Annotated in this window: 13 protein-coding genes; 10 read left to right on the top strand and 3 right to left on the bottom strand. The window is 61.0% G+C overall.

The annotated features are described in order from the left end of the window. Positions 1-62: 62 nt before the first annotated feature. Positions 63-1,916, top strand: coding sequence for a glycoside hydrolase family 13 protein (locus BMON_RS02000; protein WP_033512316.1), 1,854 nt, complete (start codon positions 63-65; stop codon positions 1,914-1,916). A 133-nt stretch (positions 1,917-2,049) separates the two neighbouring features. On the opposite strand, the gene BMON_RS09145 is transcribed toward BMON_RS02000, so the two are convergent. From BMON_RS09145 to BMON_RS01985, 3 genes are all read right to left on the bottom strand, one after another. Continuing rightward, positions 2,050-2,547 carry a hypothetical protein gene (locus tag BMON_RS09145; protein WP_051917765.1) on the bottom strand — a complete coding sequence of 166 codons (498 nt, stop codon included), beginning with the start codon at positions 2,545-2,547 and terminating at the stop codon, positions 2,050-2,052. 183 nt (positions 2,548-2,730) lie between these two features. Then, the gene (locus tag BMON_RS01990) at positions 2,731-3,492 is read right to left on the bottom strand and encodes an SDR family NAD(P)-dependent oxidoreductase (RefSeq protein WP_033512317.1); all 762 of its coding nucleotides are present in this window, start codon (positions 3,490-3,492) and stop codon (positions 2,731-2,733) included. Between the two features lie 269 nt (positions 3,493-3,761). Then, positions 3,762-4,199 (bottom strand): hypothetical protein, encoded by a 438-nt coding sequence (locus BMON_RS01985; protein WP_033512318.1) that lies wholly within the window; start codon positions 4,197-4,199, stop codon positions 3,762-3,764. Positions 4,200-4,595: 396 nt separating this feature from the next. Between BMON_RS01985 and BMON_RS01980 the strand changes: the two genes are divergently transcribed. The 9 genes from BMON_RS01980 to BMON_RS01940 all read left to right on the top strand — a co-directional run bounded on the left by BMON_RS01980 (position 4,596) and on the right by BMON_RS01940 (position 14,155). After that, complete coding sequence (locus BMON_RS01980) at positions 4,596-5,639, top strand: ABC transporter substrate-binding protein (protein WP_081882773.1); 1,044 nt, start codon at positions 4,596-4,598, stop codon at positions 5,637-5,639. Continuing rightward, positions 5,636-6,529, top strand: a complete 894-nt coding sequence (locus BMON_RS01975) for an ABC transporter ATP-binding protein (protein WP_081882772.1) — start codon at positions 5,636-5,638, stop codon at positions 6,527-6,529. Before BMON_RS01980 ends, BMON_RS01975 begins: the two co-directional genes overlap by 4 nt. Next, the gene (locus BMON_RS01970) at positions 6,526-7,299 is read left to right on the top strand and encodes an ABC transporter permease (protein ID WP_033512319.1); all 774 of its coding nucleotides are present in this window, start codon (positions 6,526-6,528) and stop codon (positions 7,297-7,299) included. Before BMON_RS01975 ends, BMON_RS01970 begins: the two co-directional genes overlap by 4 nt. Next, the gene (locus BMON_RS01965; RefSeq protein WP_033512320.1) at positions 7,296-8,084 is read left to right on the top strand and encodes an ABC transporter permease; all 789 of its coding nucleotides are present in this window, start codon (positions 7,296-7,298) and stop codon (positions 8,082-8,084) included. The genes BMON_RS01970 and BMON_RS01965 overlap by 4 nt, the downstream gene beginning before the upstream one ends. 161 nt (positions 8,085-8,245) lie before the next feature. Beyond that, entirely contained in the window at positions 8,246-9,526 is a 1,281-nt protein-coding gene (locus BMON_RS01960; protein ID WP_033512321.1) for an amidohydrolase family protein, read from the top strand. Between the two features lie 84 nt (positions 9,527-9,610). Next, on the top strand, positions 9,611-10,654 hold the full coding sequence (locus tag BMON_RS01955; RefSeq protein WP_033512322.1) for a LacI family DNA-binding transcriptional regulator: 1,044 nt from the start codon (positions 9,611-9,613) through the stop codon (positions 10,652-10,654). A gap of 259 nt (positions 10,655-10,913) precedes the next feature. After that, positions 10,914-12,251 carry an ABC transporter substrate-binding protein gene (locus tag BMON_RS01950; RefSeq protein ID WP_033512323.1) on the top strand — a complete coding sequence of 446 codons (1,338 nt, stop codon included), beginning with the start codon at positions 10,914-10,916 and terminating at the stop codon, positions 12,249-12,251. Between the two features lie 84 nt (positions 12,252-12,335). Next, positions 12,336-13,253 carry a carbohydrate ABC transporter permease gene (locus BMON_RS01945; protein ID WP_033512324.1) on the top strand — a complete coding sequence of 306 codons (918 nt, stop codon included), beginning with the start codon at positions 12,336-12,338 and terminating at the stop codon, positions 13,251-13,253. After that, positions 13,250-14,155 carry a carbohydrate ABC transporter permease gene (locus tag BMON_RS01940; protein WP_051917761.1) on the top strand — a complete coding sequence of 302 codons (906 nt, stop codon included), beginning with the start codon at positions 13,250-13,252 and terminating at the stop codon, positions 14,153-14,155. The genes BMON_RS01945 and BMON_RS01940 overlap by 4 nt, the downstream gene beginning before the upstream one ends. The last annotated feature ends 66 nt before the right edge of the window (positions 14,156-14,221 follow it).

The raw sequence follows: 14,221 nt of genomic DNA, 5'->3' as shown, positions 1-14,221 counted from the left end.
CCTTCCTGCGCTTCCACACCCCTTAGAGTGGGTCGTGGAAACGACGGAGGAAGGACATCTCGATGACCGATGCACAGCGCAGCCCACTGCCTCGTGGCATGCATGCCAACGGTGCCCTCGATGGCCCGTGGTGGGCGAACGCGGTGGTGTACCAGGTGTACCCGCGCAGCTTTCAGGATTCCAACAACGACGGCATCGGCGACATCCCGGGTATCACGAGCCGGCTCGACTATCTGGCGGATCTTGGCGTCGACGTGCTGTGGCTCAGCCCGATCTACCGTTCGCCGCAGGACGACAACGGCTACGACATCGCCGATTACAGGGACGTCGATCCCATGTTCGGCACGCTCTACGACCTGGACGAGCTCATCGGCCAGGCGCACGCACGGGGCATCAGGATCGTCATGGATCTGGTGGTCAACCACACCTCCGACGAGCATGCCTGGTTCCAAGCGTCCCGTCGTGGCGATCCGCAGTACGCCGATTGGTACTGGTGGCGCCCCGCCAAGCCCGGCCACACTCCTGGCACCCCGGGCGCGGAACCCAACAACTGGGGCTCCGACTTCGGGGGCTCCGCATGGACCTACGACCCGGGTCGGGGTGCCTACTATCTGCACTCCTTCTCACGCAAACAGCCGGACCTCAACTGGGAGAACCCCGCGGTGCGTGACGCCGTCTACCGCATGATGGGATGGTGGCTCGACCGTGGGGTCGACGGCTTCCGCATGGACGTCAGCGCCCTGATATCCAAACCCGTCGCCGCCGACGGTACGCTGCCCGACGGTCCGGCGGACGAGAGCGGGTACTGCAACTCCCAGGTCGCCGCCGCAGACGGACCGCGGCTCGACGAGTTCCTCGCCGAGATGCGCTCGCGGGTGTTCGATGGGCGCGAGGGCTTCCTCACCGTAGGCGAGGCGCCCGGCATCACGCCGGTGCGCAACCGGCATATCACCACGCCGAATCACGGGGAACTCGACATGCTCTTCCTGTTCGACCACATGATGTTCGATGAGCGGGGGAGTAAGTGGAACCCGCTGCCTTTGGATCTGGTCACGCTCAAGCGCATCATGCGCGGGTATCAGGAGGCGGTGAGCGTCGAGGGGTGGAACGCCCTGTTCTTCAATAACCACGATCAGCCCCGCGTGGTCTCGCGGTGGGGCGACGTGAGCACGGACGATCTGCGCGTGAGGTCGGCCAAGGCGCTCGCGCTCGTGCTGCACATGCACCGTGGCACGCCGTACATCTACCAGGGGGAGGAGCTGGGCATGACGAACGCCGGCTTCACGAGCCTGAGTCAGTATCGCGACATCGAATCCCTGAGCCTGTACGATGTCCGCGTGCTCGAGGACAAGCTCGCCACGCACGAGCAGATGATCAGCGCACTCACCATGCGCAGTCGCGACAATGCGCGCACCCCCATGCCGTGGGACGATTCGCGCTATGCGGGATTCACCGGTTCGGGTCCCGACGATCCGGGCCCATGGATGGAGGTGAACCCCAACAAGGACGTCATCAACGCCCGCAATGAACAGCGTGACCCCTACTCCGTGCTGGCCTTCTACCGCCGGCTGATCGATTTGCGCCACACCGATCCCGTTGTGTCGGTCGGGGGATGGAGACTGCTGGATGCCGATGACAAGCGCGTGTACGCCTTCGTGCGCAGTCTGCCGGTGCCGGTCCCGGGGCACCGCGATCTGCTGGTGGTCGCCAATCTCAGTTCCCACACCGCCGTCATCCCGCCCGAGACCGCAGGGTTGCTCGGTTTTGATCAAACCGGCTTCCCGTCACGATCCAGCGGCACGGCCGGCATCAGCGTGGACGACGTCGTGTTGAGCACCTATCCGGCCGACCACACGCTTGCCTCGCTGACCACCCGGCGGCTCGAGCCGTGGGAGGCGTTCATCTACCGGATGTGAGTGGTGTACTGCTGCCCGGAGGAGTCGGGCTGGGTCGCATGCGCGACGCACCTATGGGATCGCCCCGAACGAAAGGATTCGTTCGGGGCGATGTCGATGAGGGACTTCGATATCCGGCGTTCGGGCGGGGCGTCTAGTACAGGAACGGCTTCAGATCGAATATGCCGATGACCAGCGTCGCGATGAGCACCAGAATCGAGATGATGATGCCGACGACCGCGAAGATGAAGGTGATTCGATTGCGGTCCTCACCCTTCTCCGGCAGCAAGAGACCTACGACGGACATCACCAGACCGACCGTGCCGAACGGGCTGAGATACTTGTTGTACTGCCAGATGACCGCGAACAAACCGATCAACGCCAGTATGAAACCGGCGATGGCGAAGCCCTTCGCCGCGCTGTTCTTGGGTTTCTGGGGCATTGGTGGCTGCGAGGCGCCCGGCACCTGGGGCATCGGGGCGGAACCGGGGTACACCGGATATCCGGGCATGGGCTGTGGTGGCCGGGGGCCGGCCGGCGCGGGCTGCATCGGTGCAGCAGGCCGACCGATGTTGGGCTGAGCACCGACCCGGGGACCTCCCGGAGTGCCGCCCGCCGTGTTCTGTGGCGTGTACTGCTGTCCGTCATTCATGTCGCACCTCGTTTCGTTGAGCGCTTCACGGGGGTATGGTCGCCATCCCATCATTGCCACTGGCATCGCCTGAGATCCGGGCCGTAACGCCGTGCACTACTGGTGCCATGGTACCATAATGGGCCCGGGCGGCACGGGCTTCCGCATACTGCGGACCGGGCGCCGTCGCCACGGTGCGGGCCCTTAGAACACGCTGGTTCCGCCGCCGTCGATGACGAATTCGGATGCCGTCAGGTAGGAGGATTCGTCATTCGCGAGGAAGACGATGAGATTTGCGATATCCTCGACCGTCGCCAATCGTCCCAATGGTGAGAATTTCCTTCCCATCTCGTCCAGCGTCAACCCCGACGCCGCGGCGCCTTGGTCGGCCATCTGCGTCCTCACGTATGTGGGGTGGACGGAGTTGACCCTGATGTTATCCGGTCCGAGTTCCGCGGCCAGGTCCTTTGTCATGATACGCACCGCGCCCTTGCTCGACCCATAGGCCGAATGATTGGGGCTGCCGCGCAGGCCGGCTATCGATGAGAGGTTGATGATCGATCCGCCGCCGCGCTTCCTGAGTTCGGGTGCCACATGCTTCGCGCCGAGCCATGTGCCGGTGACATTGATGGTCATGAGCCGGTTGAATGCCTCGGTGGTCGTGTCGGCCAGGGAGCGGATGAAATAGATGCCGGCGTTGTTGACCAGGACATCGATGCCGCCGAATGCTTCAACGGTTGCGGCGACGACCCGGTGCCAATCCGCTTCGCTCGAGACGTCCTGCTCCAGGAACAGGGCCTGTCCTCCGGCTGTGGTGATATCGCGGACCGTGGCCTCTCCTCCGTCGCGGTCCACGTCCGTCACGACGACCGTGGCCCCTTTGGCGGCGAACAACTTGGCCGCCGCGGCGCCGATACCCACCGCCGCTCCGGTGACGATGACCACCTTCCCATTGACTCCAGTCATAATCCAACCTTTCCGATATGTGCATGACGGCCATGACTGTGGTTTGCGTACACGGCCGTGTACGCTGTGTGGCGTCTGTCACGGAGTTCATGCCTGGTGTCGCCATCCGCTACCACGCGGCTGACGGGGTGCTTCATCGCACCTGACACCAAGTATAGCGTTGCCGGGGAGGGGCCACAGGTACGTCGCGGATTATGCCTACCGGAAATACGACGTGGGCCATGCCGGTTTACGGCATGGCCCACTGGTGATTGCGTGCGATGAGACGCTCAGTCCTTGACGACCTTCTTGCGACCACGGCGCTTCATGGTTCCGGCCACCGCTTCGGCTGCATCGAAGACGACGACGTGTTGGTCGGGGAAGAGCCTGCCCGGAACGGCCGCGTAGGAATCCTCGCTTTCGGCGGCGGGCTTGAGGGTGAAGAACTTCCGGATCGTGGCGACGAGCGTCACGTCCTTGAGGCTGACCGAAGCGGTCTGCTTGCCTTCGGGCTTGCTGAATTTGACGGCATTCGCATCGCGGCCGGTGCATACCTCAAGAGCGACCTGTTTGGTCTTGTCGTTCACCAATACCTTCACATAGGCGGGGTATCCGAGAGCGATGGCGGTGGCTTTGTTGAAGCGGACACGGGTATCCATCACGGTCATCGTCATCTTGGTGATGGGTGCCGTGATGTTGACCTCTTCAAATCCCTGGAGAATAGGCATGAATTGAGCTCCTTATTGCCACATCAATGATTGCTGAATATGTTCTCAGCTTCATTCGGCTCCATGTTCTGTTTGCCGAAAATAACTTCGCAATTGATAGTATATCATCGTTTTACCACCGCGAACTGTTTCTGAATACATAGTTCGTGAGATAAATGATAATCGATGAATAATGTCCCAGATATGGAATGGGGCAACAGTGAGCGCGAATGCGCACTGTATTCTTTCATTGCGCGACGGGATGACGGATTGCGGCGCGGCCGACCGGCGCGGCCGTCGATGCCCGCCTCTTCTCCGGGGTGTCCTACCGAGGGAACGGAATAGGTAACACTGAGTTTCCATGGCTGAGGTATCGTATGCGATTGTTGCCCGTTGCCCAACATAACAGGAGAAGACATGTTTGCACGATATACGAGAGCCCTTGCTGCCGGCGCCGTACTCTTACTCGCCTTGGCCGGATGCGGATCGTCTTCCGCGACCGGCGATGCGAGCCAGGACGGTAAACCGAGCTACGGTACTGTTGGGGTCCAACTGTCCTGGCTGAAAAATATGCAGTTCGCCGGCATGTATGTCGCCGACAAGGATGGGTTCTACCGTGATGCCGGGTTCGACAAGGTCAACCTCATCTCCGGAGGCTCGTCGGCCACGAGCGCGGAAGCGGCGGTCGCAGGCGGCAAGGCGTTGGTCGGCGTGAGTTCTCCGCTCATTACGGCTCCTGCCATCGTCAATGAGGGGGCCGGGTTCAAGACCATTGGCGCCCTGTATCAGGTCAATCCCTTTGCGATCGTCTCAGCGGCGTCCAAACCCATTCGCTCCGTCTCCGACCTGAAAGGCAAGAAGATCGGTGTGAGCGATTCCAACACGTTGGTTTGGAAAGCCTTCCTCAAAGCGAATAAACTGTCGGAAAAAGATGTGACCACCGTTCCATTTTCGGATACGAGTATGCTCACTACGGGTCAGGTAGACGGCTATATCGGCTATACCACCACTGGCGCAGCGGCTCTTACCGCCTCCGGATTCAAGGCCACGGAATTGCTGATGGCGGATGCCGGCTTGCCGATGGTGGGCGAGACTCTCATCGCCTCGCAGGATGCGATCGACTCGCATCGGGCCGAGCTCAAGGCCTTCCTGAAGGCGACCATTCAGGGATGGCGCAAGGCTCTGTCCGATAAGGACCAAGCGGTTAATTTGACCATCAACGACTACGGCAAGGACCAGCAGTACAGCAAGCAGTCGATGGACATCACGTATGACAGGGAAAAGGCGATTATCGAGACCTCCGAGACGAAAGCGAACGGCTTGCTTACCATTAGCAAGGATCTTCAGTCGGGCACCGTTAAAACCCTGACGTACGCGGGGATTTCGGTGACGCCGTCCAAGCTGTTCGATACCTCGCTCATTGACGAGGTCATCTCGGAGAATCCGGAATTGCTCAAATGACCCATCATCCTCGTCTGGACTCAGAAGAAACGGTTGGCTCCGACGTGCTTGACCGGGGCGATGAAGCCGATCGCGGGGTCGATGGCATTCGCATAGTCCATCTTGATAAGGTATTCGCCGCAGGGCGAGGTCAAGAGTTTCAGGCCATTCGCGACGTGAATCTAGCCGCTCCCCGAGGTGCCTTCGTATCTCTGATCGGGCCGTCGGGTTGCGGGAAATCGACCGTGCTGCGCATTCTTGCCGGACTCGATCGCGCTACGTCGGGATCGGTCATGGTGAACGGGGAACGGGTGGAACCGGGCCATGCCACAGCGGGAATGGGCATCGCCTTCCAGGATCCCGCATTGCTGCCGTGGCGCTCCGTCGAACGCAACATCGCGTTACCGCTTGAGATACAGGGGCACAAGAATGACGCCGCCGTTCGCGATTTGATTGCATTGGTGGGGCTTGCGGGCTTTGAGCGCAGCAGGCCCGGCCAGCTCTCCGGAGGTATGCGGCAGCGTGCCTCCATCGCGCGCGCCCTCAGCGTGAACCCCCGCTTCCTCCTGCTGGACGAACCGTTCGGCGCCTTGGATGACATGACCAGGCGGCACCTGAATTTGGAGTTGCAGCGAATTTGGATGCAACGGGCCACCACGACGCTGATGGTCACTCATGGCATCGCGGAGGCTGTGCTGCTTTCGGACTACGTCGCTGTGATGTCAGCCCATCCTGGGCACGTCGTCACCATGATCCCCATTGATATTCCCCGCCCCCGTACGGTGCAGACGATGAGCACGGACGCCTTCCACGCCTATGTCGATCGTCTCAGCGGCATGCTCTTCTCGGTATCGGGCGAGGACCGGGACGGCAAGCCGGCTTCGGATTCGGGTAGGGCGGTGCAACCGTGAGCGCGGCGCAGTCGTGGCTTCGCAAACCTTGGTTTGGCGGTTGCGTTGGCGTGCTCTTGCTGATCGGCGTGTGGTGGGGCTTTACGTACTCGTCCGTCTCCACCTCGTCGTTTCCCACGCCGGTGGCGGTCGTGCGCTCCATAATCGCCGATGGCTGGGGGTTCTACGGACGGAATACGGCGGGTACGCTCGCCCGTGCCGGCTGGGGGTACGTCTGGGGCAACTGCATTGCCTTCATGCTGGCGGCGCTGGTCTTGGTCGTTCCCAAATTGGAGGAGCTGGTCTCGCAGATCGGTGTGCTGACCAACTGCCTGCCCATCACGGCCATTGGACCGCTGGTCATGGTTATCTTCGGCAGCCGGGTATCCGCCATCGCGCTGTCGGCGATGCTCGTATTCTTTACGACGTTGGTCGGTGCCCTGACCGGCCTCAAATCGGCCTCGCGAAGTCAGCTTGACCTCATCGTCGTCTACGGTGGCAACGCATGGACGCAGGTTCGCAAGGTTCGCATCCTCGCTGCATTGCCGGCGATCATGACCGCACTGCAGGTAGCGATTCCCGGTGCGATCCTCGGAGCCATCGTCGGTGAGTATCTGGGCGGTATCGATACCGGTATCGGTGTCGCGCTCAATGCGGCACAGCGGCAGGTGCAGCCCGACAGGGTCTGGGCCTTGAGCCTGGTGACGGGAATCATATCGCTGCTTGGCTATGCTCTCGTCGGGGTGATTGGAAGATTGCTTACCCCGTGGGCAAAGGAGATCAATCGATGAACCCTGGGCTTCGATTCGTGGTTCGGCGTGTGTGCAATATGCTGATCGCCGTCGTGGTGGTCGTACTGCTATGGCAGGTGGTTCTCGATGCGTTCGATGTCAACCAGATGATAGGCAAGCGCCCGGCGCAGGTCTGGACGTATCTTATGGGGCATCCGGATGCCGCCGAACACCGTGCCATGGTGTTCGGTAACCTAGGCATCACCTTGCGTGACGCGGGCATTGGGTATGTGGCGGGGTTGGGCTTTGCGTTTCTTCTGGCGGTGCTGTTCTGCCTATTTCCCATTGCCGAGCATATAGTGATGCCTACCGCCATGGTACTTCGGTCCATACCGTTGGTGGTCATGACCCCACTTATCACCCTGATCATGGGCATCGGGCAACGCAGCGTAACGACGCTGGTCATCATCGTTGTGTTTCTTCCCGCGTTGGCGAATATTCTGTTCGGCTTGCGCAATGTGCCTACAGCCAGTTCGGATCTCATCCGAGTATACGGGGGTGGACCTTGGATCCTGTTGATGAAGGTGTCATTGCCGGGTGCCGTCCCCTCGCTTATGGCCTCGGCGAAGGTGTCCATCCCCTCTGCCGTCGTTGGCGCCATGATCGCGGAGTGGCTCTCGACGGGCAACGGCCTGGGCGGATCGATTTCCAAGGCGGTGGCGACTTTTTCCTATGCGCAGATGTGGGCCTCGGCCATCGTCATTGCCTTGGTCACGATGATCGTCTACTCCTGTGTGACGATCCTGGACGATATCGTTCGGCCTCGGTTCGTCGTGGCCTCGTGATCGGCGGCAATCTCGGCTCCGAGGTTCGGCGACGGCGTGTGTTGTGCAGAGCACGGCCGTTGGCACGCCGGGGTTGACGTGCGATCATCGCCATCCACGTGATCACATCCATTGTTTCAATGAGCCGATAGTCGGCCGCACGGTTCGAAGGAGTCAGATTCATGCCGTTCAATGACGCATCGCAACATACCATCACTGGGCTGCCTGTGTGGGACGGTGACGGGTACCGTGGTTCGTCCTCCATCTCGTGGAGCGATGGGCGAATCGATTCCGTTGCTCCTGCGCAGAAGGTCGGCGGCGGGAACGCCATGGCCGATGCCGGTTATGCCCGCAACGTGCAGGCGCACGCCGAGGACGATCTCGGACTCAGCATCATCCCGGGTCTGGTCGATACCCATCTGCATCTGGAATACCCCTCGACCACGGTTGCGGACACCTTCTCGTGGGGATTGTATACGCCGCCGGAGGAGATGTCGCTCCACGTGCTGGCCAATGCGCAGGAATGCGCCCGCTTCGGCGTGACGACCATGCGGGATATGGCTTCCCACGCCGTAGAAATCGCGGTTTCGAGGGCGTTGTCCGAGGGCGTGATCCGAGGGCCTCGGGTCCTGGCCGACGGTGAGGTCGGCATGACCGCTGGCCATGGCGATTTATTTACTCCGCCACGTGCCGAACAGCGCAATCCCGTTGCCGACTCCCCTGACGAATGCCATAAGCTGGTACGGGTGTGGGCGCGGCAAGGTACCACCGGCATCAAAATATACCTCAGCGGCGGCGTGTTGTCGCTGGGTGATAAAGTCGCCTGGCGCAACCAAACCAGGGCGGAGATTCGCGCAACCATCGATGAGGCGCACGCGTTGGGCATGCAGGTGGCGGCGCATTGCCACACGACGGACAGCATTCAGATTGCGCTTGATGAACACGTCGATTCCATTGAACATGCCACCGCCATGACCGTGGAGCAGATGCAGTGCATCGCACAGCGACGCATCCCCGTCGCCCCGACCTTGTTGGTGAATGAGGTGATCGCCTATCGGTCATCCGCTGTGAGCGCGATCGCCAGAGACAAGGCTCGAAAGATCATCGAAGGGCGCAATCCCATGTTCCGCAGGGCTGCCGAATGCGGCGTTCGGTTCGTGCTTGGTACCGATGCCTGCAAGAATCTCGTCGCGTACGGGGATCAGATGGAGGAGGTCCGACTCATGTCGAAGATCTTCGGTTGGGGTGCGGAACGCACGATGGCCGCCGCGACCTCCGACGCGGCCGACTCCATGCGCATCGGGGATCAGGCCGGTCGTCTCATCGCGGGGAGCAGCGCGGATTTCATTGTCATCAAGGGCAGGCCCTGGGAGCGCATCGATGATCTCGATGTGAACAACATCGTGGCCGTGGTGTCCAAGGGGCGTGTGGTCAGTGGTTCCATCGAGGGGCTGCGGGGGTGATGGCGGTTGCGCGCCATGCATCCGCAGCCGGCCCACGTGTTCCTTCGGGCATCGTCGGTCTCTTGGCGGGCTTAGGATATAGCCATGCCAGGAGCAGCGCCCAAGAGAACGACGATCGTCGATGTGGCCAAGGCTGCGAAGGTGGCGGTGAGTTCGGCATCGGCTGCCATCAATGGACGACCGGGGGTGTCGCAGGCCACGCGCAGTCGCATCCTCGCCGTTGCTGACGAACTGGGTTTTGTGCCTTCGTTGCGGGGGCGCAGCCTGTCGTCGAACCGGGCATTCGCGGTTGGTCTGGTTATTCAGCGTGATATCAACGTGTTGGAAGAGGACCCGTTCTTCGGCAGTTTTATCACCGGCATCGAAGAAGTGATTGCATCGCGTGATTATGCGTTGGTGCTGCAGGTGAGTCATGGCGAACAGGAGACTTTGGAGCGCTATCGGAAACTCGCGTTGAATCGCCGGGTCGATGGCGTGTTCCTGAACGAGCTGCGTGTTGATGACCCCCGGGTTCGGCTGTTGCGAAAGTTGGATTTTCCTGCGGTGGCGATCAATGCCGCTGACGACTTGCCTGTTCCCACCGTCCGTCAGGATGCCGAGGGCCCCATGCGCAATCTGACGGCCATGCTCGTCAACCTCGGACATACCAGGTTCGCGCATATCTCCGGGCCGTCCGAATTCGTGCATTCTCAACTGCGTTACAAGGCGTGGAGGGGTGTGTTGACCGAGGCGGGGCTTGATGCCACGTGCGTCGTCGACGGTGAGTTCACTTACCGGGGTGGCGAGGAGGCGGCGCATCGCATCATGCGGGGCCCGGATCGTCCGACGGCCGTCGTGTGTGCCAGCGACCTCATGGCGTTGGGATTCATCAGGGGTTGCCTCGATCTTGGGTTGGGTGTCCCGGACGATGTGTCGGTCACCGGATACGACGGCATCTCCATGGGGGTGCACAGCCGGCCGCAGTTGACGACCGCCAGGACCAATCCCCGTCAGCTGGCCTCGGTGGCCTCTGAGATGCTGCTTGATGTCATCGGCGGGGTTCAGGTGGCGAATCGGACCATACCTCCGGCCGAGATCGTCGGCGGACAATCCATCGGTCCTTGTCCGTGCAGTGTGGTCGGCGTCTGAACCACCTTCTGGATGCGCCGCCGCAATGACCCGATGTCAGGTTGGCGTGCCGCTGGCATGGGATGGTCCGACCATGGATCAGACAGGCGAATGCGGTGGTTGGTCGCTCGGGCGTTTCGTCGGTAAATACCGGAATATCGGGAGTTCGGGCACGTGTCGTATGGTGTCTTCATGCCGGGCTCGACATGCATGGCAAAGTCATGTATATTGGTCGTGCAAGCACAACCGAAACGTTTCGGTATGACGAAGGAGTCACGCTATGAGTTGGAACATATCGCGCGGCGGGATGATCTCCCGCGCCATAATCGCCGCGGCAGGGTCCGTGGCCATGATCGGATCCTTTGCGGCGTGCGGCGGCTCGTCGGCATCCGGCGGGTCCTCGAACGGAGAGGTGTCCGGGGACATCAACATCCTCATGTCGAGCGCCTCCGCTTCGGATGCCGCGTTCAAGGCCGTGAACAAAGCCTTCACCGCGAAATATCCGAAAGCCAAGGTCAATTTCTCATCGGTGCCGAACGATTCGTATCCCGCGACCAAATCGGCCCGTCTGTCCGCAGGGTCCGTGGACATCTTCGTGCTGAAGAACTTCGCCGAAACCCCGAGCTATGCCAAGTCCTCCACGCCCGATGACGTGCAGTTGGCGCAGTCCGGAGGGCTGGTCGATCTCACGGGTGAATCGTTCATGAAGCACTACACCAGGTCGGTCCTCGACGCCGCGGCCATCGGGGGCAAGGACTATGCGGTCCCGACGGGATTGAGCTATTCCACGGGTCTGTACTACAACAAGAAGATCTTCGAACAGCATGGTCTCAAGGCGCCGACCACTTGGTCGGAGCTGCAGCAGGTCATGTCCACGCTCAAGGCCAAAGGTGTCACGCCGTTCGGCATCGGCGGCAAGGATACATGGCCGGCGGGTCTGGTCATGCTGGGCAACGTGGCCTCTTCGTACCCGACCCTGAAGGATAAGCAGGATCTCGCGGAAGGGCTGTGGAAGCAGAAGGTCAGCCTGAAGGACGAGAAGACCAAGGCCATTCTCGACAGGACGCAGAAGGTCTTCGAGAATACGCAGGAGCACTTCTCCGGAGCCGGGTACGATGATCTGCCCGCGGCGTTTGCGCGCGGTGACTTCGCCATGATGCCCGACGGCACATGGAACGAGCCCACCATCAAGACGGCCGTCAACGGTGCTTTCGATTACGGCTACATCCCGTTCCCCGGCTCCGACAACGCCGCCGACAACTCCCTGCTCAACGGCAAGGTGGAGCTGCAGCTCGGCGTTTCGGCAGGCACCAAGAACAAGGCCGGTGCGTTGGCCTGGCTCAAGTTCTTCTCCGACCCCACGAACTATGCCACCTTCGTGAACGGCGCCGGTTACTCCTCGGCGCAGCCCGACGTCAAGACCTCCGCCTTCCTGGACTCCGTCGCGCAGTACACCAAGACGTACCAACCCGCATGGGATCAGGTCTGGATGGCCAACAACAAGGCCGGTGAGGATGCCGTGTACCCCTTCAACTATCCGGCGCTCTCGCCTCTGGGTACGCAGTCCTCCGCCCAGGCGGCCGACTCCGCGCAGAAGGCATGGTCCGCGGCCTTCTGATCCACTCAGCCAACGATTCGCAGTTGGTCGGGAGGTGCGGCGGGGATTGGTTCCCTGCCGCACCTCCCTTCATAAGGACATGATATGAACAATCAACATAATTACCCATTCCCCTCACGAGCCCCACTGCGCGCGACGTTCGGTATTGCACTCGCCGTACTCACGGTCTTCGCATTGGTGCCGGCCATAGCCGTGCTGTTCGTGTCGTTCACCGATCTGCGGCAGGTCTCCTATCTGCCGACCCACTTCGTCGGGCTGCAGAATTACATCGATTATTTCGGCGCAGGCCATCGGGCCGATAACCTCAATGCGCTGAAGAACACGCTTATCTTTGCCGGCGTCTCCACCGTCATTCAGATCTATCTGGCGCTCGGCATCGCCATCCTGCTGAACAATCCCAAGCTCCGCGGCCGCAACCTCTATCGCGCGGTCGTCTTCATGCCCACCGTGCTCGGCGTTACGGTCACCGCACTCGTCTGGTCGTTGATGTTCAACACCTCGGGTGGACCGATCCAGCGCGTGCTCGAGCTGTTCGGCCAGCGTTCGGCGTTCTTCGGCGATCAGAACATCGCCCTGTACCTGGTGATCTTCGTGCAGATCTGGATGGTCTGCGGCACCTCGGTGATCATTTTCCTATCCGGTCTGCAGGCCATTCCTCAGGAGCTCTATGAAGTCTCCAGCATCGATGGAGCCAACCGCTGGCAGCAGTTGCGATTCGTGACCATGCCCATGCTGGCGCCTTCGATCACCGCCAATGTGCTGCTCGGTATCGTCAACGCCATGCAAAGCTACCAGCTGACCTATGTGCTCACCGGTGCCGATAAGAAGGGCACGCAGGTGCTTTCCCTGCAGGTCTACATGCAATCCTTCGGCGGTCGTTCGGGGACCACGCTCTCGCAGTCGCAGGGATATGCGGCGTCGATCTCCATGGTCCAGTTCGTCTTGGTCGGAGTGATCACGCTGACCACGCTGTGGTACCTGCGCAGAAAGGAACAGCGATGAGCGAGATCTCGAACGGTTCGATGACGAGGAAAGGTCCTGGCATGATGGGCGAGACGATCAGCAGAAGTGAGGAACGGATGCGCAGACACAGGAGGATCGGCCACATCCCTTGGTTGGCTTACCTGTTCGTGGCCCTGATCCTCATCACGTTCATCTTTCCGATGCTGTTTCTCCTCAACACCGCCTTGAAGAACAACACGGAGTTCATCTCGAACCCTGTTGGCGTGGTGACATCCCTGAATTGGGGCAACTTCTCCGAGGCCTGGCAGAAAGGCAGCTTCGGGGCCTACTTCCTGAACACCGTGATCTACACGGTCTGTGGTGCGGGCTTCGGTACGCTGATCGCCCTGTTCATGGGATTCCCCGTCGCCCGTGGATACATCCGGGGCGCCAAGTTCTGGAACCTGCTGTTCACGCTGGTCCTGTTCCTGCCGAACGCGCTCATGACGCAGTTCCAGCTGCTGCTTAGGCTGCATCTGTACAACACCCAGCTCGGCTACATCCTCATGGTGGCCGTCGGCGTGGGCATCGGTCCGCTCCTGTTCTCGGGCTTCGTGACTTCACTGCCCCGCGACCTCGATGAGGCCGCCGCCATCGACGGTGTCGGATACTGGACCTATCTGTTCAAATTCGTGGTCCCCCTGGCCAAACCGGCGCTCGCCACCGTCTTCATACTCCAGGCGGTGTGGATCTGGAATGAGATCATCCTGGCGACGGTTCTGTTCTCCGACCAGTCGAAGTTCCCGATATCCGCCGGCCTCTTCGCTTTCAAAGGCACCTACTCGAACAATTGGCCGTTGCTCGCCGCGGCCACACTCATCGTCGCCGCCCCGCTCGTGCTGGGATACATCTTCATCCAGCGCTACCTCGTCAACGGCGTGCTGGGAGCGGTCAAAGGCTGACCGCACCGTTCGGGCCGGGATCCCGAGATATCGCTACCCATGCAGACCCGGTGAGAGCCACCCTTT

The organism is Bifidobacterium mongoliense DSM 21395, from assembly GCF_000741285.1.
Classification (GTDB): Bacteria; Actinomycetota; Actinomycetes; order Actinomycetales; family Bifidobacteriaceae; genus Bifidobacterium; species Bifidobacterium mongoliense.
This window is presented reverse-complemented; position numbering and strand designations above follow the sequence as displayed.